The organism is Dyella marensis, from assembly GCF_049532885.1.
Lineage (GTDB): Bacteria > Pseudomonadota > Gammaproteobacteria > Xanthomonadales > Rhodanobacteraceae > Dyella_D > Dyella_D marensis.
This window is the reverse complement of sequence record NZ_CP064029.1, coordinates 1,936,815-1,954,559: the sequence shown is the minus strand read 5'-3', so window position 1 is coordinate 1,954,559 and position 17,745 is coordinate 1,936,815. Positions and strand designations below refer to the sequence as shown.

Annotated in this window: 21 protein-coding genes and 6 tRNA genes; 11 read left to right on the top strand and 16 right to left on the bottom strand. The window is 66.1% G+C overall.

The genetic code is table 11. From position 1 onward, the window contains the following. Window positions 1–19: 19 nt before the first annotated feature. From ccmE to ISN75_RS08535, 8 genes are all read left to right on the top strand, one after another. Window positions 20–487 (top strand): cytochrome c maturation protein CcmE, encoded by a 468-nt coding sequence (ccmE, locus tag ISN75_RS08570; protein WP_167257552.1) that lies wholly within the window; start codon window positions 20–22, stop codon window positions 485–487. Further along, entirely contained in the window at window positions 484–2,454 is a 1,971-nt protein-coding gene (locus tag ISN75_RS08565; RefSeq protein ID WP_343820665.1) for a heme lyase CcmF/NrfE family subunit, read from the top strand. Before ccmE ends, ISN75_RS08565 begins: the two co-directional genes overlap by 4 nt. Continuing rightward, a complete protein-coding gene (locus tag ISN75_RS08560; protein WP_343820663.1) occupies window positions 2,451–2,993 on the top strand; it encodes a DsbE family thiol:disulfide interchange protein in 543 nt (180 codons plus the stop codon). The genes ISN75_RS08565 and ISN75_RS08560 overlap by 4 nt, the downstream gene beginning before the upstream one ends. Further along, complete coding sequence (locus ISN75_RS08555) at window positions 2,990–3,475, top strand: cytochrome c-type biogenesis protein (RefSeq protein ID WP_167257549.1); 486 nt, start codon at window positions 2,990–2,992, stop codon at window positions 3,473–3,475. Before ISN75_RS08560 ends, ISN75_RS08555 begins: the two co-directional genes overlap by 4 nt. Continuing rightward, complete coding sequence (locus ISN75_RS08550) at window positions 3,472–4,515, top strand: tetratricopeptide repeat protein (protein WP_343820662.1); 1,044 nt, start codon at window positions 3,472–3,474, stop codon at window positions 4,513–4,515. Before ISN75_RS08555 ends, ISN75_RS08550 begins: the two co-directional genes overlap by 4 nt. Then, window positions 4,512–5,615, top strand: coding sequence for a homoserine O-acetyltransferase MetX (gene metX, locus ISN75_RS08545; protein ID WP_168647589.1), 1,104 nt, complete (start codon window positions 4,512–4,514; stop codon window positions 5,613–5,615). Before ISN75_RS08550 ends, metX begins: the two co-directional genes overlap by 4 nt. Window positions 5,616–5,686: 71 nt before the next feature. Then, window positions 5,687–6,271 carry a cysteine dioxygenase family protein gene (locus tag ISN75_RS08540; protein ID WP_167257546.1) on the top strand — a complete coding sequence of 195 codons (585 nt, stop codon included), beginning with the start codon at window positions 5,687–5,689 and terminating at the stop codon, window positions 6,269–6,271. A gap of 26 nt (window positions 6,272–6,297) precedes the next feature. Further along, a tRNA-Leu gene (locus tag ISN75_RS08535) sits at window positions 6,298–6,383 on the top strand. A gap of 193 nt (window positions 6,384–6,576) precedes the next feature. Here ISN75_RS08535 and ISN75_RS08530 read toward each other — a convergent pair. The 3 genes from ISN75_RS08530 to ISN75_RS08520 all read right to left on the bottom strand — a co-directional run bounded on the left by ISN75_RS08530 (window position 6,577) and on the right by ISN75_RS08520 (window position 8,883). Beyond that, complete coding sequence (locus ISN75_RS08530; RefSeq protein ID WP_343820659.1) at window positions 6,577–6,987, bottom strand: hypothetical protein; 411 nt, start codon at window positions 6,985–6,987, stop codon at window positions 6,577–6,579. A 298-nt stretch (window positions 6,988–7,285) separates the two neighbouring features. Beyond that, window positions 7,286–7,912: a class I SAM-dependent methyltransferase gene (locus tag ISN75_RS08525; protein ID WP_343820657.1), complete on the bottom strand. Its 627-nt coding sequence runs from the start codon at window positions 7,910–7,912 to the stop codon at window positions 7,286–7,288. A gap of 530 nt (window positions 7,913–8,442) precedes the next feature. Beyond that, window positions 8,443–8,883, bottom strand: coding sequence for a hypothetical protein (locus ISN75_RS08520; RefSeq protein ID WP_167257518.1), 441 nt, complete (start codon window positions 8,881–8,883; stop codon window positions 8,443–8,445). Between the two features lie 345 nt (window positions 8,884–9,228). On the opposite strand from ISN75_RS08520, the gene ISN75_RS08515 reads away from it, so the two are divergent. After that, a complete protein-coding gene (locus tag ISN75_RS08515; protein ID WP_343820655.1) occupies window positions 9,229–9,441 on the top strand; it encodes a hypothetical protein in 213 nt (70 codons plus the stop codon). Between the two features lie 19 nt (window positions 9,442–9,460). Here ISN75_RS08515 and ISN75_RS08510 read toward each other — a convergent pair whose 3' ends face one another. The 10 genes from ISN75_RS08510 to rlmE form a co-directional block, all read right to left on the bottom strand. Beyond that, window positions 9,461–9,901 carry a nuclear transport factor 2 family protein gene (locus ISN75_RS08510; RefSeq protein WP_343820653.1) on the bottom strand — a complete coding sequence of 147 codons (441 nt, stop codon included), beginning with the start codon at window positions 9,899–9,901 and terminating at the stop codon, window positions 9,461–9,463. A gap of 171 nt (window positions 9,902–10,072) precedes the next feature. Then, window positions 10,073–10,249: a DUF3606 domain-containing protein gene (locus ISN75_RS08505; RefSeq protein ID WP_167257515.1), complete on the bottom strand. Its 177-nt coding sequence runs from the start codon at window positions 10,247–10,249 to the stop codon at window positions 10,073–10,075. Between the two features lie 120 nt (window positions 10,250–10,369). After that, complete coding sequence (locus ISN75_RS08500; RefSeq protein WP_343820651.1) at window positions 10,370–10,912, bottom strand: hypothetical protein; 543 nt, start codon at window positions 10,910–10,912, stop codon at window positions 10,370–10,372. 132 nt (window positions 10,913–11,044) lie between these two features. Beyond that, window positions 11,045–11,120 (bottom strand) — tRNA-Lys (locus ISN75_RS08495). Window positions 11,121–11,135: 15 nt separating this feature from the next. Beyond that, window positions 11,136–11,212, bottom strand: a tRNA-His gene (locus tag ISN75_RS08490). Between the two features lie 18 nt (window positions 11,213–11,230). Then, a tRNA-Arg gene (locus ISN75_RS08485) sits at window positions 11,231–11,307 on the bottom strand. Between the two features lie 26 nt (window positions 11,308–11,333). Continuing rightward, window positions 11,334–11,410, bottom strand: a tRNA-Pro gene (locus ISN75_RS08480). A 174-nt stretch (window positions 11,411–11,584) separates the two neighbouring features. After that, window positions 11,585–11,661 (bottom strand) — tRNA-Arg (locus ISN75_RS08475). 316 nt (window positions 11,662–11,977) lie between these two features. Continuing rightward, entirely contained in the window at window positions 11,978–13,924 is a 1,947-nt protein-coding gene (gene ftsH / locus ISN75_RS08470; protein ID WP_343820649.1) for an ATP-dependent zinc metalloprotease FtsH, read from the bottom strand. After that, window positions 13,921–14,571, bottom strand: coding sequence for a 23S rRNA (uridine(2552)-2'-O)-methyltransferase RlmE (gene rlmE, locus ISN75_RS08465; RefSeq protein ID WP_167257513.1), 651 nt, complete (start codon window positions 14,569–14,571; stop codon window positions 13,921–13,923). Before rlmE ends, ftsH begins: the two co-directional genes overlap by 4 nt. An 85-nt stretch (window positions 14,572–14,656) precedes the next feature. Between rlmE and yhbY the strand changes: the two genes are divergently transcribed. Together yhbY and ISN75_RS08455 are read left to right on the top strand one after the other, a co-directional pair. Continuing rightward, window positions 14,657–14,953 carry a ribosome assembly RNA-binding protein YhbY gene (yhbY, locus tag ISN75_RS08460; protein WP_167257512.1) on the top strand — a complete coding sequence of 99 codons (297 nt, stop codon included), beginning with the start codon at window positions 14,657–14,659 and terminating at the stop codon, window positions 14,951–14,953. Between the two features lie 10 nt (window positions 14,954–14,963). Further along, window positions 14,964–15,341, top strand: a complete 378-nt coding sequence (locus ISN75_RS08455; protein WP_167257511.1) for an Mth938-like domain-containing protein — start codon at window positions 14,964–14,966, stop codon at window positions 15,339–15,341. A gap of 10 nt (window positions 15,342–15,351) precedes the next feature. On the opposite strand, the gene ISN75_RS08450 is transcribed toward ISN75_RS08455, so the two are convergent. The 3 genes from ISN75_RS08450 to ISN75_RS08440 form a co-directional block, all read right to left on the bottom strand. After that, window positions 15,352–16,362 carry a peptidoglycan DD-metalloendopeptidase family protein gene (locus ISN75_RS08450; RefSeq protein ID WP_168647596.1) on the bottom strand — a complete coding sequence of 337 codons (1,011 nt, stop codon included), beginning with the start codon at window positions 16,360–16,362 and terminating at the stop codon, window positions 15,352–15,354. Between the two features lie 67 nt (window positions 16,363–16,429). Continuing rightward, window positions 16,430–17,038, bottom strand: coding sequence for a YqaA family protein (locus ISN75_RS08445; protein ID WP_168647597.1), 609 nt, complete (start codon window positions 17,036–17,038; stop codon window positions 16,430–16,432). Window positions 17,039–17,064: 26 nt separating this feature from the next. Beyond that, window positions 17,065–17,745 carry a protein-L-isoaspartate(D-aspartate) O-methyltransferase gene (locus ISN75_RS08440; protein ID WP_167257508.1) on the bottom strand — a complete coding sequence of 227 codons (681 nt, stop codon included), beginning with the start codon at window positions 17,743–17,745 and terminating at the stop codon, window positions 17,065–17,067.

The following is a 17,745-nucleotide window of genomic DNA, read 5'->3' as shown; positions in this document are numbered from 1 at the left end:
TTCCATGAATCCCACCCCCATGAATCCCGCTCGCAAACGCCGGCTCACCATCGTGCTCCTGGTTCTGGCCGCCGCCACCGTGGCCATCGGCCTCACGGTGTTCGCCCTGCAGCAGAACATGAACTACCTGTTCACCCCCAGCCAGGTGCAGTCCGGCGAGGCCGGCCAGTACAAGAACTTCCGCCTGGGCGGCATGGTGAAGGCCGGCTCGATCCAGCGCGCCGCCGATTCGCTCAAGGTGACCTTCACGGTGATCGACGCCACCGGCGCGATGCCGGTGGAATACAACGGCATCCTGCCCGACCTGTTCCGCGACAATCAGTCGGTGATCGCCAGCGGCCATATGGACAACGCGCGCTTCATCGCCACCGAAGTGCTGGCCAAGCACGACGAGACCTACATGCCGAAGGAACTGAAGGACGCCATGGCCAAGGCGCACCAGGGCAAGCCCATCAACGAAGCCGCCGCGCAGGACAAGCCGCGATGACGCCGGAACTGGGACAACTGGCGCTGATTCTCGCCTTGCTGCTGGCGCTGGCGCAGGGCGTGCTGCCGCTGCTCGGCGCCTGGCGCGGCAACGGCGCGCTGATGGCGGTGGCGCGTCCCGCCGCGGCCGGCCAGGCGGTGTTCGTGGCAATGGCCTTCGGCGTGCTGAGCTGGGCCTTCCTGCATTTCGATTTCTCGGTGCGCTACGTCGCCGACAACTCCAACCTCGCCCTGCCCTGGTATTACCGGCTGGCCGCGGTGTGGGGCGCGCACGAAGGCTCGCTGCTGCTGTGGATCTTCATCCTCAACCTGTGGACGGTGGCGCTGGCCGCCTTCAGCCGCAAGCTGCCGGACGTCTTCGTGGCGCGCGTGCTCGGCGTGCTCGGCCTGGTCGCGGTGGGCTTTCTCGCCTTCATCGTCTTCACCTCCAACCCGTTCGAGCGCCTGCTGCCGATGCCGCCGGATGGCGGCGACCTGAATCCGGTGCTGCAGGATCCGGGCATGACCTTCCATCCGCCCGTGCTGTACATGGGCTACGTCGGCTTCTCGGTGGCGTTCGCGTTCTCCATCGCGGCCCTGCTCGGCGGCGAACTGGAACAGGCCTGGGTGCGCTGGGCGCGGCCGTGGACGAACGTGGCCTGGGGTTTTCTTTCCGCGGGCATCGTGGCGGGCAGCTGGTGGGCGTATGCGGAGCTGGGCTGGGGCGGCTGGTGGTTCTGGGATCCGGTGGAGAACGCCAGCTTCATGCCGTGGCTGGTCGGCGCGGCGCTGATCCATGCGCAGGCGGTGACCGAGAAGCGCGGCGCCTTGCGCGCGTGGACCATCCTGCTGTCGATCTTCGCCTTCTCGCTGTCGCTGCTGGGCACCTTCCTGGTGCGCTCGGGCGTGCTTACGTCGGTGCATGCGTTTGCTTCGGACCCGAAGCGCGGCCTGTTCATCCTGTGCTTCCTGGCCGTGGTGGTCGGCGGCTCGCTGCTGCTGTACGCGCTGCGTGCGCCGAAGGTGGCCGGCGGAAAACCTTTTGGCGTGGTGTCGCGCGAAACGGCGATCCTGATCGGCAACCTGATGCTGACCGTGGCCGCCGCGATGGTGCTGCTGGGCACGCTGTTCCCGCTGCTGGGCGATGCGCTGAACCTGGGCAAGATTTCGGTGGGCCCGCCCTACTTCGGTTTCCTGTTCACCCTGCTGATGATCCCGATCGTGCTGCTGCTGCCGTTCGGCCCGTACCTGCGCTGGGGCGACAAGGGCGGCCTGCCGCCGCTGAAGAACGTAGCCGTGCGCGCAGGCCTGGCCGCCGTGGCCTGCGCCATCGCCGCGGCCTTCGCCATTGGCTGGGAGCTCAAGGCGATCGCCGGTACCGCGGCGGCCGTGTGGTGCTGCGTCGGCACCCTGCTGTACGTGATCAAGCGCTGGCGCGAGATGCCGGCCGGCCGCCGCTATCCGGCCGAGATGGCCGGCATGCTGCTGGCGCATTTCGGCGTCGGCGTGTTCCTGGCCGGCGTGCTGCTGACCGAAGCGCTGAGCGTGGAGCGCGACGTGCGCATGGCGCCGGGCCAGACGCAGAGCATCGGCGGCTACGACTTCCGCTTCGACGGCGTGCACGTGGCCGACGGCCCGAACTGGCAGGGCGACCAGGGCACGGTCACCGTCATGCGCAACGGCCGCGAGATCGCGGTGATGCACCCGCAGAAGCGCACCTATACGCGCGGCCAGGTGCAGACCGAATCGGCGATCGATGCGGGCGTCACGCGCGACCTGTACGTGGCGCTGGGCGAGCCGATGGACCGCAATGATCCGGAAGGCGCCTGGGCGTTGCGCCTGTATCACAAGCCGTTCGTGCGCTGGATCTGGGCCGGCGGCCTGCTGATGATGCTGGGCGGATTCTTCAGCGCGGCGGACAAGCGCTTCCGCCTGCGCCGCGAAGCCGAGTCGGCACTCGCCGCGCCGGTGCGGGAGTCGCACGCATGAGCCGGCTGGTTCCGTTCTTCGGCTTCCTGCTGCTGGTGGCGCTGTTCGGTTTCGGCATCTGGTGGAACACTCGCCACGACCAGCGCGAAGTGCCCTCCCCGCTGATCAACAAGCCCGCGCCGGCGTATGCGCTGCCGAAGCTGGACGACCCGGCGCAGACGGTGACGCGCGAGGCCATGCTCGGCAAGCCTTACCTCATCAACGTGTTCGCCAGCTGGTGCGTCGCCTGCGGCGAGGAGCACCCGGTGCTGATGAGCGAAGGCCAGCGCATCGGCGTGCCGCTGGTGGGCTACAACTACAAGGACGAGCCGGACGAGGCCAAGGCCTGGCTGGCGCGCCACGGCAATCCCTACGGGCTGGTCATCGCCGACCGCGAAGGCCGCACCGCCATCGACTTCGGCGTGTACGGCGCGCCGGAAACCTTCCTGGTCGATGCCAGGGGCGTGATCCGCTACAAGCGCATCGGGCCGCTGACGCCCGAGGTGATCGAGCGCGAACTGAAGCCCGCGATCGCCGCGCTGAGCAAGGAAGCGCCATGAGCGCCGCGCTCCGCCGTGTGCCGTTCGCTCTGGCCCTCGCGCTGGTCTTGGCGCTGTGCTGCGGCGTGCTGAGCGCGCAGGCGATCGACCCGCTGCCGTTCAAGGACCACGCCGAGGAAACGCGCTTCCAGCACCTCACGCGCGAACTGCGCTGCCTGGTCTGCCAGAACGAAAACCTCGCCGACTCCAACGCCGACCTGGCGCGCGACCTGCGCCACCAGGTGTTCGACCTGATGCGCCAGGGCAAGAGCGACGCCGAGATCAAGCAGTACCTGGTCGACCGCTATTCCGACTTCGTGCTGTACGACCCGCCGGTGCAGGGCAGCACGCTGCTGCTGTGGTTCGGCCCCCTGGCCATCCTGCTGGCCGGCGCCGCCGTGGTGGTGGTGACCATCCGCCGGCGCAGCCGCGCGCAGGCGCCCGCCACCGCCGGCACCGGCGCGAACGAGCGCAGCCCGACCGACGAAGGGGACGATTGGTGAAGCCCGTTTTCTACCTGGCCGCCGCGGCGATGATCGCCGTGGCGCTCGCTCTGCTGCTGGTGCCGCTGATCCGCCAGGGGCGCCGCCAGGGCCGCCCGCGCGGCGTCTTCGTGCTGGCCCTGCTGGTGGCCTTCGCGCTGCCGCTGGGCGCCGTGGGCCTGTATCTGCTGATCGGCACGCCGGTGGCGCTGAACGGCGTGCAGAAGCAGCCCGAGGCGATGTCGATCGAGCAGGCCGTGGCCGAACTGCAGGCGCATCTGCAAGCCGAGCCGAAAGATGCCCAAGGCTGGCTGCTGCTGGCGCAGACCTACGCCAGCCTGCGCAAATCCGCCGAAGCGCGCGATGCGTACGAGCAGGTGCTGAACCTGCAGCCGGACAACACCGCCGCGATGGTGGGCTGGGCCGAGTCGGATTCGATCGTGCGCGAGGATCACCGCATCGAAGGCCGCTCGCTCGAACTGCTCGAACGCGCCGTGCAGCTGGAACCGGACAACCAGCGCGGCCTGTGGCTGCTCGGCATCAGCCAGTTCCAGCACGACCGCTATGCGGAAGCCGCGACTACGTGGCGCAAATTGCAGCCGATGCTGGAACCCGGCTCCGCCGTGGCGAAAGCCGTGGCCGAACAGATCGCCGTGGCCGATACGCGCACGGGCCATCCGCCGGCGCCGCAGGGAACGCCGGTGGCGGCGGATGGCCCCGCGCTGCAAGTGCAGGTCACGCTGGCGCCCGCGCTGAAGGATCAGGTGAAAGTGGGCGAGACACTGTTCGTCTACGCCCGCGCCGAACAAGGCCCGCCGATGCCGCTGGCGGTGGCCCGGCTGGACGCCGCCGCCCTGCCCGCCACGGTGACGCTCACCGACGCGATGGGCATGGCGCCGCAGCTGAAGCTCTCTTCCGCCGCGCGCGTGTTCGTCGGCGCGCGCATCAGCCGCAGCGGCCAGGCCATCGCGCAGACCGGCGACCTGGAAGGCGATGCCGGCGTGGTCGAGGTGGCGAGCAAGGCGCCGATCAAGATCGAAATCGACAAGGTTCGCCGATGAGCCAGGACGCGCGGCAGTATTTCAGTCTTCCCTCCCCCTTCCGCATGAAGCGCGGCGGCGAGCTGCACGGCGCACGCGTGGCCTTCGAAACCTGGGGCAGGCTGAGCGCGGCGCGCGACAATGCGCTGCTGATCCTCACCGGCCTGTCGCCGAGCGCGCATGCGGCGTCGAACGAAATCGATCCCTCGCCGGGCTGGTGGGAGGCGATGATCGGGCCGGGCAAGGCGATCGATACGGACCGCTGGTTCGTGATCTGCGTGAATTCGCTGGGCAGCGACAAGGGTTCGACCTGCCCGGCGTCGATCGATCCGGCCACGGGCGAGCCGTATCGCCTGAGTTTCCCCGAGCTGGCGCTGGAAGACGTGGCGAACGCCGCGCACGGCGCGGTGGCTTCGCTGGGCATCGAGCAGCTCGCCTGCCTGGTCGGCTGCTCGATGGGCGGCATGAGCGCGCTGGCCTACATGCTGCTGCATCCCGGCAGCGTGCGCACGCATATCAGCGTGGACACCGCGCCGCAGGCGCAGCCGTTCGCCATCGCCATCCGCTCGCTGCAGCGCGAAGCGATCCGGCTCGATCCGCAGTGGAACAACGGCCATTACGACGACGCGCATTTCCCGGAAACGGGCATGAGCATCGCGCGCAAGCTCGGCGTGATCACCTACCGCTCGGCGATGGAATGGAACGGCCGCTTCGCGCGCATCCGCCTGGACGCGGAGCAGCGCGACGACGATCCCTTCGGCTTCGAGTTCCAGGTGGAGTCGTATCTGCAAGGCCATGCGCAGCGCTTCGTGCGCACCTTCGATCCCAACAGTTACCTGTACCTGTCGCGCGCCAGCGACTGGTTCGATATCTCCGAATACGGCGAAGGCAGCATCCAGGCGGGGCTGAAGCGCATCCGCGTGAAGCAGGCCCTGGTGATCGGCGTCAGCACCGACATTTTGTTCCCGCTGGAGCAGCAGGAGCAGATCGCCGAGGGGCTCGAGGCGGCCGGCGCCGAGGTGGAATTCGTGGCGCTGGACTCGCCCCAGGGCCACGACGCCTTCCTGGTCGACATCGAAAATTACAGCCGGGCCATCGGGGGCTTCCTGGGCCGTCTCTGAACGCCCTGGACGCCGCCCCGCCCCCGGGCTGGTAAGATCGGCCCTGTCGCAACGCCTTTCCCGAGAATCACATGCTTACCGTGGAATTCCCCGGCTGTCGCAAGCTTATCGACGCCATCGACACTGCCGTCAGCAAGCCCAGCACGCACGAGATCACCGACAGCCTGCGGAACAGCCTGTGCCAGCTGATCCGCGGCCAGGAAGTGAAGCTGCCCGACTGCGTCTTCGAAACCATCGAAGGCCGCTACGCCCGCCGCGAGCTCTACCGCAGCGAAGACCACGACTACTGCGTGGTCGCCATGACCTGGGGCCCGGGCCAGGGCACCCCCATCCACGACCATTGCGGCATGTGGTGCGTGGAAGGCGTCTGGAGCGGCGCCCTGGAAGTGGTGCAGTACGAGCGGCTGGCCGGCGAGAACGACCAGTGGCGCTTCCAGCCCGTCGGCTCGATCCAGGCCGGCCCCGGCTCCGCCGGCAGCCTGATCCCGCCGCACGAGTACCACACCATCCGCAACCCCAGCGATGACGCCGTCGCCGTAAGCCTGCACATCTATTCCGGCCCCATGACCCACTGCGCCATCTTCAAGCCCGTGGTCGGCGCCACCCAGTGCTACGAGCGCACCGACCGCCAGCTGGGTCTCGACCCGGTCCACTGAAGCCGGCATAATCACCCGCTTGCAATGCCGGTGTGGCGGAATGGTAGACGCGGCGGACTCAAAATCCGCTTCTGGCGACAGAGTGGAGGTTCGAGTCCTCTCACCGGTACCAAGAGGATGTCCAAGGGACGTCCGACAGAGTCCAGGAAACTCAAGAAAAGCCCGCAAATATGCGGGTTTTTTTATGCCCGTCGTCCAGCCACGTCCAAGGGCGTCTCCTGGAATCTCGCCATCTTTGGGGGGTGTTTTTGGGGGTATCCGGGCTGCTCAGCCCTAGGCGCTGAAATGGGATTGCGTGCGGGTTTTCATGCCAGGGTCCACTTCGTACCCTTCGGGTCGGGGATGAATACCGTTGGTGTCCAGCAGTCAGTACGCAACGTGCCCACGCCAGCGCCGCACCGGCATACCTGATTGAGGCCATCGCAGCCGTCCAGGCCACAGCAGCCATTGAGGCGACTCACGTCGCTGGTGTTATGGACGGATCCATTGAGATCATCTGGGTTCAACCAGAATTGCGGCACAAACTCCAGTGCGCTTGGCGTGTCGCCGCAGGATCGTTCTATCGGCTCCCAGCTCTCGAATGCTACGCCGCAGGGGGTAAGCGGCTCGCCTTCCTTATGTTTGGGCTGGGGCGCGCCAGGCGTTCTTTCGGACACGATGGAGAGTGTGCCGGTGAGTGTTGTCTCGCAGAGCGCGCATTGCAGGGCCATTTTCATCGATAGCGGTCCAAATTGGGGTCGTCAGCTGGCAACGGAGTTTGCCGTGAAGGTACTCACAGATAGCCACCCTTGCCGGGACTACTTGATCCGCCTGACATAAGCATCCACCAGCCCCAGATGCTGGTGGCGAAAGGCTTTCGGCAAGGTGCCGACGATAGCGAAGCCCAGTTTCCTGTACAGCTCCACCGCCGGCGCATTGGTACGTGCGACCCGAGTCCGGGGTAGTTGGCGCCAAACTTGTACATGCCCAGGATGTTCGTTTCCGTCGCAGCGACAAAGGGCGAGTGCGCGCCGACTATCCCCGACTCGCCCGAACACTCAGCCACCAATCATCGGGCCTGCCCATGCAACGACGTATCTCGCCGACTATCCAACCGGCGTCTGCGATCGCGGATCGCAAGTCGGACTCGCGCCAGTACGTCTCGACATAACGCCGCGATGATGCCGTGCTGCCGTGTGCGGACACACTCTCGCCATCGCCATCTCTGACTGAGACGTGCAGTGGACCACCGGTTCGGGTTGCGCCTGCAAGCCGTCGAAGCACCGTGCCGAAATCCTCGCGCGCCACATGAATCAGGCAGGCGCAGGCCCAGATGCCGTCGTATGGCGAATCGGGACGCTGGAGATCGGCCAGATCGTCGGTCAATGGATCCAACAGGTCGGCCTCAAAGCCATTGCGGCGAAGCAGTTCGACGAAACCGTTCGAAACATCGGTGCGGCGGACGTTGATTCCCCTCAGCTCAAGCGCAAGCGCATCGCGTCCGCCGCCGCTTCCGATCTCCAGCACTCTTCCGGAGCCACCCAGCGCGGTCACGAACGCATCGATTTCGATAGCGACCCATGGGGACATGGCCGCGGCCTCGGCAGCGTATTCCGCCGCGGCCATGTCATAAGACCTCACGGTATCCCGGTCGGTACTCATCCTCAGCTCCCATGATTAAGAGACCACGGCAGAGGAGAGACTTATCAGCTTCTCTCACGAATTTTAAGTGTCGGACTTGCGGGCGCTGAAGTGTTCACAGGCGCCGCAAACAGAAAGCCCCCTCTTTCGAAGGGGCTTTTTTATTCAGAACCTGATCGACCATCAGCCGCCGGGACCCGGCACGCAAATCCAGGTCCATACCCCATTCTCTTTCACCCGCACCGCCGTCCACCCTTCCGGACAGACCGGCGCATTCGCATAAGGCTGGTGTATCCCACCACCTGCCGGGACGGCGTCGCCCGCCTGCACGGCAAACACGATGGCGGCCAGCGCCAAGGCACCCAAGATCCTTTTCATTGGTGTCCCCTCTTGATGAGCAGCGCTGCGTGAGGCTCCTCAAACCCAGGGAGCGCTGCGGTCCCGTGGGCCAAGTGACGACGCTAGATCAAAGAGAATGATCATGCAATGCGGACGCAGCGGTAGCGGCAGCGGCAGCGGTTGGGCGATACGCGTTGCGGATTCGCCAGAACTCAGGGATTCCTCAACTCCGCCACTTTCTTCACATCGATGTACTTCGTCATACCCGTCAGGCTCTTCTCGACGTCCTGATTGAGAAACAGCTCGCGCCCCGCCACCTGCCCCAGCGCCTGGAAGCCCTGCTGCATGGCCAGGTCGCCTTCGTTCTTCAGGGCCGCTTTCGCCTCGTCCTTGCAGGTCTCGGTCAGCAGGCGGCTGAACAGCTGCGCCATGCGGGCGTTGGCCTTGTCGACCTGGTCTTCGGATACCGAGCCCATGGGCGCCACCGACGGGTGCCGCGACATCGCCGCGAACATCCACTGCACGATCACCACGTGGTCGTCCATCGTGCTTTTCCCGACCAGGCATTGCGACAGCTTGTCGGTATACGGGCCGGCCTGCGCCACGCCGGACAGCAGCAAGCCTGCTGCCAGCAGCATCATTCGTAGTTTCATAAATCCCCCTGTAAGTGCTTTCCTGCAATAAGGGCGGCGCCCTTTCCCTTCGAGTAGCGAAGCGAAACCGCCCTCTGTCTCCCACGCTATCGAGCCGGTAACCCGGCCAGACTTCGCGAATCTTGCAGAACTACCCAAAGCGCGGCAAGGGGCGCTCATCCACTGGTTTCAGACGCGGCGCCCGCCGGCCTTTTTACCTCGGCCGCCATGACGGCACTTATCACCGCCATCCGCCGGTCAAGCTGCGCTTATCGCGGGCTGAAAAACCTTTTGAGCTACCAGACTTTTCCTAAGGACTTGCTCAGTCCCCGCCTCCAGAATTCGCCGCCCCCGGAGGAAAAGGCCATGCACCCGACAGTCAATGAGCACCCCACCCAGAGCGAGCTGAGAAACCTGGCCCTGGCCATCGGCGTGGCCATGCACCTGGACGCCGCCTTGCCCCTGCTGCCGGAGCAGCACGAAGCCGCCAAATCCCTGCGCCAGGCGCAGAAGTCGGCGATGAAGCTGGTGCGTTATCTGCGGGCCGCTTTGCCCGACAACGGCGAAAACGGCGCCTGAGCGCCAGCGCTCGCTGGCGTCATTCCGCGATACGCGTGGTCTGCACGTTGACCACGCGCCAGACCGTTCCTTCTTTCACATAAGTGTCGGTGTAGCGGTAGTGGGTGCGGAACGGCTTGCCCTGATAGGTGCCGTGCATATCGGTGCTGCCGTTGAGCAGGGCGGTATTGCCGTAGATGCGGATGGTGAAGTCCTCGACGGTGTACGGCTCGATCACCAGGTCGGGCGAGGTGAGGTTCTGCAGGAACTGCGCCTTGTCGGCGGTGGCGCCGTCGCTGCCGATCTGGAAGAACGTGTCGGACATGTTCCTGGCGATGGCCTGCCGGTCTTTCTTGACGATCGCCGTATCCCAGGCGTCGGCCTGCGCTTTCAGCCGGGCGCGAAGATCGGTGGAGTCCTTGGCGATGGCGGGCATGGAGGCCAGCAGCAGGGCAAGGCAGGCGGTTCTTAGGATCGCCATCGGATAGCTCCCGAGCGGAGGTTCTGAGTGAGAGGACGCCATGGCGCCGCCTTCCCCTGCCGCGCCCGCCGCTGAGCTTAGTCGATCGCGGCAGGCCCCCGCTGTTGCCGCCAAGGAAAAAGCCCGGCGCGAAGCCGGGCTTTTCGATCGACCGGGGCGGAATGCGATGACCTATTTGCCGAAGTGCTTGCGCACCGCCGCCGCCGATACGCCGACCGCCTTCACTGCCGCCTTCAACTCCTGCTCGGTGCAGCTGAACGCCTTGCACCAGTAGCGCACTTCCCAATCCTCATGCACGTTCACCCTGGCCGCGTCCTGCGGGCCGCGCTTGCTCAGATCGTCAGACATGGGTTCTCTCCGATCGTTGGAAGCCCTGTCGACGGCACGACGCGGATATCGCGCGTCCAGGGCCGGCCCAGTGTTCGGCGCTGGCCCTGCCCTGTCTTTAGATGAAATACGAAAATGCGCTCAGGTGGGTTGCGTAATACCGGCACCGTACGGGTTCACTGACATCGCATCGAGCTGATGGATCGAGTCGAGCGACAACGTGGGGGTGGGATTCGCCGGCGCCTGCGAGATGCAACCGGCGGTACCGCGCTTGGCGTTGCCGTCCCTGACCGCGGCCGCCGCATCGGCGGCATAGCCGGCCGCCTCCTGGGCCGCCCCGACGGCGGCGCGGACCGCGGCATCGGTGTCGCGGCTGGGCTGCTTCGCCGCGGCTGCCACGGCCCTGGCCGCGGCGGCCTGCGCCGCGTCGGCGGCCTGCTGTGCCTGGTGGGCCAGTGCTTCGGCAGCACAGCTATTGGGTTCGGCCTTGGCCTTCATAGCCGCATTCGCGGCGTCGGCGGCTGCGGAGACCGCCGCATCCGCCGCGTCCCCCGACGCGACCTCGGCCGCCGTGCAAGGGCGGCCCTCCGAACTGGTGCACGAATTCTGCGCGGCATTCGCTGCGTGGTCGGCGGCGTTGGAAGCCGAATTCGCACCACTAGAACCGGAAACGGAACCTGCCATGGCGATAACTCCTATGGGGAGCCTCACCCTAGTCAGTCTTCCTTCGACGGGCACACTAGGACGTTCCCTAGGAACAGGCTGGGTTCGACACAAAAGAAAAGCGCCCAGGTTTCCCTGAGCGCCTTCTTTGATTGGTGGGCCGTGTAAGATTCGAACTTACGACCAATTGATTAAGAGTCAACTGCTCTACCAACTGAGCTAACGGCCCTGAAACTTCAAATTTTGGGGTGGACGATGGGACTCGAACCCACGACATCCGGAATCACAATCCGGTACTCTAACCAGCTGAGCTACGCCCACCATAACCTTGATATGTACTGGCGCGCCCGACAGGAATCGAACCTGCAACCGTCGGCTTAGAAGGCCGATGCTCTATCCGGTTGAGCTACAGGCGCAATGCACTCGGGTGCAGAGCAACTGCTGGTCGGGGCAGAGGGATTCGAACCCACGACTTCCAGCTCCCAAAGCTGGCGCTCTACCAGGCTGAGCTATACCCCGATTTCGAACCCTCGACCGCTTTCGCAATGCCGAAGCTTTGAAATGCTACGGGTGACGCTTCGCCCAGTCAATCCGTATCGAAGCACACCGAACACATCTTTCGTCCGGTTCCTAGGAGCGGTGTTCTGCCCTTCGGATGCAAACCGTGATGCGAACATCACTGCCTGCCTTGTATGGCGCGCCCGGAGAGATTCGAACTCCCGACCACCAAGTTCGTAGCCTGGTACTCTATCCAACTGAGCTACGGGCGCGTTGTAAAACCTTTGCCATCTTCGCTTAACCACCGGAGTGGAAAGCGCCGAAGCGAGAAGCGGAATTATTCAGATTCGGACAGTGGTCGTCAATACTTTTTTCAGTTTTTTTTCACCGGATGCCGAAGCATTCATATCCCGGTGCCGACGACCTGCATCGAAGCCGCGCATTCTAACGGCCGAAAACAGGATCGCCTAGAGGGAAAGCAGAATGTGTTGCTTCGTTCTGCTTCGCGTGTCGCGCGGCATCCATCGATGATGGAAACGACGAGGGCGGCCATCGCCGCCCTCGTTGCCATCGCCATGCCCTGCCCGCTCAGCCGTGCGGATGACGGCTCTGCGTGGCCGGGTCGCCCACCTTGGCGCCGGCATCGCCGCGCGGCGGCGGAGGCGGCGGCGTGGAACCGGTGGCGGACTTGGTCCAATCCGCCGGCGGGCCCGGCACGCGGCCGGCCATGATCTCGTCAATCTGGTGCGCGTCGATGGTTTCGTACTGCAGCAGCGCTTCGGCCATCACGTGCAGCTTGTCGATGTTGTCGGTGAGCAGCTGCTTGGTGCGCGCGTAGTTGCGGTCCAGGATGGCGCGCACTTCTTCGTCGATCTTGCGCGCGGTCTCGTTGGAGACGTTCTTGTGCTGCGTGACGGCGCGGCCGAGGAACACTTCGTCCTCTTCCTCGCCGTAGGTGACCGGGCCGAGCGTGTCGGACAGGCCCCACTTCGTCGCCATGTTGCGCGCCATCTTGGTCGCGCGCTCGATGTCGTTGGACGCACCGGTGGTGACCTTGTCCTCGCCGAAGATCAGCGCCTCGGCCACGCGGCCGCCGTACAGCGAGCACAGCTGCGATTCGATCGCCACGCGGTTCATGCTGTACTTGTCGCCTTCCGGCAGGTACATGGTCACACCCAGCGCGCGGCCGCGCGGAATGATGGTGACCTTGTAGACCGGGTCGTGCTCCGGCACCAGGCGGCCGACGATGGCGTGGCCGGCCTCGTGATACGCGGTGAGCTTCTTCTCGTCCTCGCTCATGGCCATGGAGCGGCGCTCCGTGCCCATCAGGATCTTGTCGCGCGCCTTGTCCAGATGATTCATGCGCACGTCGCGCGCGTTCTCGCGCGCGGCGAACAGCGCCGCTTCGTTGACCAGGTTGGCCAGGTCCGCGCCGGAGAAGCCCGGCGTGCCGCGCGCGATGGTCATGGCGTCGACGTCGACGGAGGTCGGCACCTTGCGCAGGTGCACCTTCAGAATCTGCTCGCGGCCCTTCACGTCCGGCAGGCCGACCACCACCTGGCGGTCGAAGCGGCCCGGACGCAGCAGCGCGGGGTCGAGCACGTCGGGGCGGTTGGTCGCCGCGATCACGATCACGCCTTCGGTGCCCTCGAAGCCGTCCATCTCCACCAGCAACTGGTTGAGGGTCTGCTCGCGCTCGTCGTGGCCGCCGCCCAGGCCGGCGCCGCGGTGGCGGCCGACCGCATCGATTTCGTCGATGAAGATGATGCAGGGCGCATGCTTCTTGGCCTGGTCGAACATGTCGCGCACGCGGCTGGCGCCGACGCCGACGAACATCTCGACGAAGTCGGAACCGGAGATCGAGAAGAACGGAACCTTGGCCTCGCCCGCGATGGCTTTCGCGAGCAGGGTCTTGCCGGTGCCCGGCGGACCGACCATCAGCACGCCGCGCGGAATCTTGCCGCCCAGCTTCTGGAACTTGCCCGGGTCGCGCAGGAACTCGACCAGTTCGCCGACTTCCTCCTTCGCTTCGTCGCAACCGGCGACGTCGCTGAAATTGACCTTGATCTGGTCCTCGCCCTGCAGCTTGGCGCGCGAACGGCCGAAGCTCATGGCACCGCGCCCGCCGGCGCCGGCCTGCATCTGGCGCATGAACCAGATGAAGACACCCACGATCAGGATGATCGGCAGCCAGTTGAGCAGCAGGCCCAGCAGGGAGAAGCCGTTGTTGGCCGGCTCCTGCCGCACCTCGACGCCCTTGTCCTGCATCTGCTTGACCACCGAGCTGGTGGAGAAGCCGAGCACGGGGGCCACGGTGCGGAAGGCGCTGCCGTCCTTGAGCTTGCCGCTGATCGTGGCCGGCTGGTCGGCGCTGATCACGGCGGTGGACACGTTGCCGTTGTCCACGCTCTGTACAAAGCTGCTGTACGGCAGGTCGGAGGACGACGCGCCATGCGGATTGAAGCTCTGGAACACCGTGAGCAATACCACGGCGATGATCAGCCAGAGCAACAGATTTTTAGCCATCTCATTCATGCACGGTTCTCGCCCGGTTGAGCGCCACTGACCTTTCTTCCTGTGGCCAGCGCATAGACCTCACGCGAACGGGCGCGGGAGGCTTTGGGTTTACGCATAGTTACGCGCGAAAACTCCGTGCGCAAGCTACGCAAGTAATCGTCGAAGCCAGCTCCCTGGAATAACTTGATCAGGAACGAACCGCCCGGTTTCAGCCAATGGCGGCTGAAATCCAGCGCCAGCTCGGCCAGATCCATAGCCCGGATCTGGTCGGCCAGCGCGACACCACTCATATTGGGGGCCATGTCGGATAGGACAAGATCGAGCTGCTGGCCCTCCAGGCGGCTCTCCAGCTCGCGCAGGACGGACTCCTCGCGGAAGTCGCCCTGCAGGAAATCCACCCCGGCGATGCCCTGCATGGGCAGGATGTCCAGGGCCACCACCTTGCCGGTGTCTCCCAGGCGCTGGCGCACCAGCTGGGACCATCCGCCCGGGGCGGCGCCCAGGTCGACCACGCGCATGCCCGGCTTGAGCAGGCGGTCGCGCTCGATCAGTTCTTCCAGCTTATAGACGGCACGGGAGCGCACGCCCTCGGCCTGGGCTTTCTTCACATAGACGTCATCGAAGTGTTCCCGCAGCCAGCGGGAACTGCTTTTGCTGCGGGACATGGGTCGGCAACGGCCACAGATAGGGGGTAACGGGGCGGCATGATACCCTTGTCGGTCCATTCGCCGCGAATCCGAGACTGAACGCATGTCGCTCTCCCCCTCCCAGCGCCGCTATCTGCGCAGTCTGGCCCACGACCTCAAGCCGGTGATCCTGCTCGGGGCCAAGGGCGCGACCGAGGCCGTGGTCAAGGAACTGGACCTGGCCCTGACCCACCACGAACTGGTGAAGGTGAAGCTGTCCGGCGGCGACAAGGACGAGCGCCAGGAGCAGATCGACTTCCTCGCCGGCGGCACCCGCGCCGAGAACGTGCAGCAGATCGGCCATATCGTGGTGCTGTTCCGCCGCAACGAGGACGAGCCCAAGCTCGCCCTGCCGCGCTGAGCCGGCCCGCATGGATCTTTCGCTCGACCGCCCCGGCGAATACCTGTACGTGCGTCGGGTCGGCGCGCGCAGCGTCACCGTCGTCGATCGCGAGTTCACCCGCAGCCTGGTGCTTTCCCCGGAAAAAGCCATCGAGAACTGGCCGGTCACCCACGCCGGCCAGCTGGATGCCGGCCACGTCGACAGCATCCTGGCGCTGGACCCCGAAGTGGTGGTGCTGGGCACCGGGGAGCGCCAGGTGTTCCCCGCCGCCGCCTTCCTGGCCGGCTTCCTGCGCAAGGGCGTGGGCGTGGAAGTGATGGACAACGCCGCCGCGGCGCGTACCTACGACCTGCTGGCCGGCGAGCGCCGCCGCGTGGTCGCGGCTTTTATCCTGCCGGAAGCCTGAGCGCCGCCGCTCAGCGCGACGGCAGATAGCCCAGCGGGTCGACCGGATTGCCGTCGCGGCGGATCTGGAACTGCAGTTCGTCCCGCGTCGCGCCGGTGGAACCCATCTCGGCGATCTGCTGGCCCGCGCTGACGCGCTGGCCTTCCTTCACCAGGCGCTTGCTGTTGTGCCCGTAGGCCGACAGGAAGCTGTCGTTGTGCTTGATGATCACCAGCTCGCCATAGCCGACCAGGCCATTGCCGCTGTACACCACCACGCCATCGGCGGCGGCGCGGATCGGATCGCCGGACTTGCCCAGGATCTCGATCCCCGGAATCGCATCGCCCGACTGGTAACGCTTACCCAGTGAACCGTCCGCCGGCCAGCGCCAGTTGATACCGGCGCTGGAGCGTGTGGCGCCTGGGGCCACAGCCTGCGGAGGAACCGGCGGTGGCGTCGCGGCAGCCGCCGCGGTGTGCGCGGTCGCCGGGGAGCCGGCCACCGGCACGACGGTGACCGCCGTCGAAGCCGGAGCAGGCACCGCCACGGGCGCCGTGGACGGTGCGGACTTGGCCGGGACCGACGCCACCGGAGCCTCGGCCGGCGTCGCCGCCGGATTGTTCTGCACGTTCTGGAAGCCGCCGCCGCTCGGGGGATTGGCCGGCACGAGCACCACCGGGTGGCTCGGCGGCTTCGGCAGCGTGGCCGCAACCGCCGCATGGCTGGCCGCCGGTGCAGCCGCTCCATTGGGCGACAGCTTCAGCGTCTGCCCCGGCCAGATCGTGTACGGCGCGGCGATGCCGTTCCACGAAGCCAGGTCGCGGAAGTCCACGCTGTTGCGGAAGGCGATCGAATACAGCGTGTCGCCCTTTACTACCTTATAAGTGCCGCCTGGCGCCGCCGCGCGTACAGCCGCCGGCGCCACCGTGCGCCCCTGCGTGCCCGCAGCCGGTTCGACCACCACCGAGCTGCGTGGCGAGACGCAGGCGGCGAGCAGCAGGGAGAGCGCGGCGGGGACGAGGTAGCGGCTGGGTCCGTTCATGCGGTGAGCATAGCGAGGCAAAGGGTGATTTTCATGCGGATGTCCTGTTTCGGACTTCGCCCTAAGCTCAATGGCGCAGCACCCACCACAAGAGCAAACCGGCCAGGATTACCACCGCGGCCCAGCCGATGCGCTCGATATGCTTGTGCAGGATGCGCTCGGCGCGTTCGCCGAAGATGCGGATCAGCAGCGCCAGCAGCCACACGCGCTTGCCGCGGCCCACCGCCATGCACACCAGGAATGGAACGATCGGCACGCCGACGATGCCGGCTGCCCAGGTGACGAACTTCATCGGCACCACCGGCTGCAGCGCGGCCAGCGCCAGCACCACCAGCAGCCCCAGCCAATGCGTGTTCATCTGCGCGCGCAGGCTTTCCACGCCCTGCTCGATCGGCGCCAGCAGGTGCAGCGCCTCCAGCACCGGATGCAGCGCCTGGAACGCCCAGTGGCCCAGCGCATAGCCGACCAGCGAGCCGAGCAGCGAGAACACGAGGCTCAAGTTGGCGTAGAAGAACGCCTTGTGCCGCTTGCCCAGCATCATCGGCGCCAGCATCACTTCCGGCATGATCGGAAAGATGAAGGCTTCGACGAAGCTCAAGCCGCACAGGTAGTAGACCGCCCTGGGATGGCGCGCCCAGGTCAGGGCGCGTGCGTACAGCGTTCCGAACAAGCGCATCTAGCGTCCTTCAAGCGAGGGCGGCATCAGCCGATGCCGCCGAGCAGCGGCACGAAGCTCACCGGTCCGAGTTCTTCCTGCACGAAGTCGCCCTGCCCGTCGCCGCGCATGCGGATCAAGGTCTGATGGCTGGGCGAACCCACCGGCGCCACCAGCACGCCGGTCGGGCTGAGCTGGTCGAGCAGCTGGGTGGGAATGGTGTCGCCGGCGGCGGTGAGGATGATGGCGTCGAAGGGCGCCTCGTCCGGCCAGCCGAGCTTGCCGTCGTCGTGGCGCGAGCGCAGGTTGGCCAGGCCCAGCTGGCGGAAGCGCCGGCGCGCCTGGCGCAGCAGTTCCTCGATGCGCTCCACCGTGTACAGCTGCGGCACGAGCGCGGCCAGCACCACCGCCTGGTAGCCGGAGCCGGTGCCGATCTCCAGCACCTTCTGCGGCGTGCCGAATTCCAGCAGCGCCTCGGTCATGCGCGCCACCACCCAGGGCTGGGAGATGGTCTGGCCATGGCCGATCGGCAGCGCGGTGTTCTCGTAGGCGCGCGAGTGCAGCGCCTGGTCGATGAAGTGATGGCGCGGCAGGTTGCGGATCACCTCGATCACGCGCGCATCCTTGATGCCGTCTTCCTTCAGCTTGGACGCCAGCCGGTCGCGGGCGCGCTGCGAAGTCATGCCTTCGCCTTTGAGCGCGGACGGCGGCAGCGGGTGCACGTTCAT

Coding starts and splice junctions, on each gene's coding strand:
- ccmE (WP_167257552.1), top strand. CDS start 20: ATGAATCCCGCTCGCAAACGCCGGCTCACCATCGTGCTCCTGGTTCTG.
- ISN75_RS08565 (WP_343820665.1), top strand. CDS start 484: ATGACGCCGGAACTGGGACAACTGGCGCTGATTCTCGCCTTGCTGCTG.
- ISN75_RS08560 (WP_343820663.1), top strand. CDS start 2,451: ATGAGCCGGCTGGTTCCGTTCTTCGGCTTCCTGCTGCTGGTGGCGCTG.
- ISN75_RS08555 (WP_167257549.1), top strand. CDS start 2,990: ATGAGCGCCGCGCTCCGCCGTGTGCCGTTCGCTCTGGCCCTCGCGCTG.
- metX (WP_168647589.1), top strand. CDS start 4,512: ATGAGCCAGGACGCGCGGCAGTATTTCAGTCTTCCCTCCCCCTTCCGC.
- ISN75_RS08540 (WP_167257546.1), top strand. CDS start 5,687: ATGCTTACCGTGGAATTCCCCGGCTGTCGCAAGCTTATCGACGCCATC.
- ISN75_RS08530 (WP_343820659.1), bottom strand. CDS start 6,987: ATGAAAATGGCCCTGCAATGCGCGCTCTGCGAGACAACACTCACCGGC.
- ISN75_RS08525 (WP_343820657.1), bottom strand. CDS start 7,912: ATGAGTACCGACCGGGATACCGTGAGGTCTTATGACATGGCCGCGGCG.
- ISN75_RS08520 (WP_167257518.1), bottom strand. CDS start 8,883: ATGAAACTACGAATGATGCTGCTGGCAGCAGGCTTGCTGCTGTCCGGC.
- ISN75_RS08515 (WP_343820655.1), top strand. CDS start 9,229: ATGCACCCGACAGTCAATGAGCACCCCACCCAGAGCGAGCTGAGAAAC.
- ISN75_RS08510 (WP_343820653.1), bottom strand. CDS start 9,901: ATGGCGATCCTAAGAACCGCCTGCCTTGCCCTGCTGCTGGCCTCCATG.
- ISN75_RS08505 (WP_167257515.1), bottom strand. CDS start 10,249: ATGTCTGACGATCTGAGCAAGCGCGGCCCGCAGGACGCGGCCAGGGTG.
- ISN75_RS08500 (WP_343820651.1), bottom strand. CDS start 10,912: ATGGCAGGTTCCGTTTCCGGTTCTAGTGGTGCGAATTCGGCTTCCAAC.
- ftsH (WP_343820649.1), bottom strand. CDS start 13,924: ATGAATGAGATGGCTAAAAATCTGTTGCTCTGGCTGATCATCGCCGTG.
- rlmE (WP_167257513.1), bottom strand. CDS start 14,571: ATGTCCCGCAGCAAAAGCAGTTCCCGCTGGCTGCGGGAACACTTCGAT.
- yhbY (WP_167257512.1), top strand. CDS start 14,657: ATGTCGCTCTCCCCCTCCCAGCGCCGCTATCTGCGCAGTCTGGCCCAC.
- ISN75_RS08455 (WP_167257511.1), top strand. CDS start 14,964: ATGGATCTTTCGCTCGACCGCCCCGGCGAATACCTGTACGTGCGTCGG.
- ISN75_RS08450 (WP_168647596.1), bottom strand. CDS start 16,362: ATGAACGGACCCAGCCGCTACCTCGTCCCCGCCGCGCTCTCCCTGCTG.
- ISN75_RS08445 (WP_168647597.1), bottom strand. CDS start 17,038: ATGCGCTTGTTCGGAACGCTGTACGCACGCGCCCTGACCTGGGCGCGC.
- ISN75_RS08440 (WP_167257508.1), bottom strand. CDS start 17,745: ATGAACGTGCACCCGCTGCCGCCGTCCGCGCTCAAAGGCGAAGGCATG.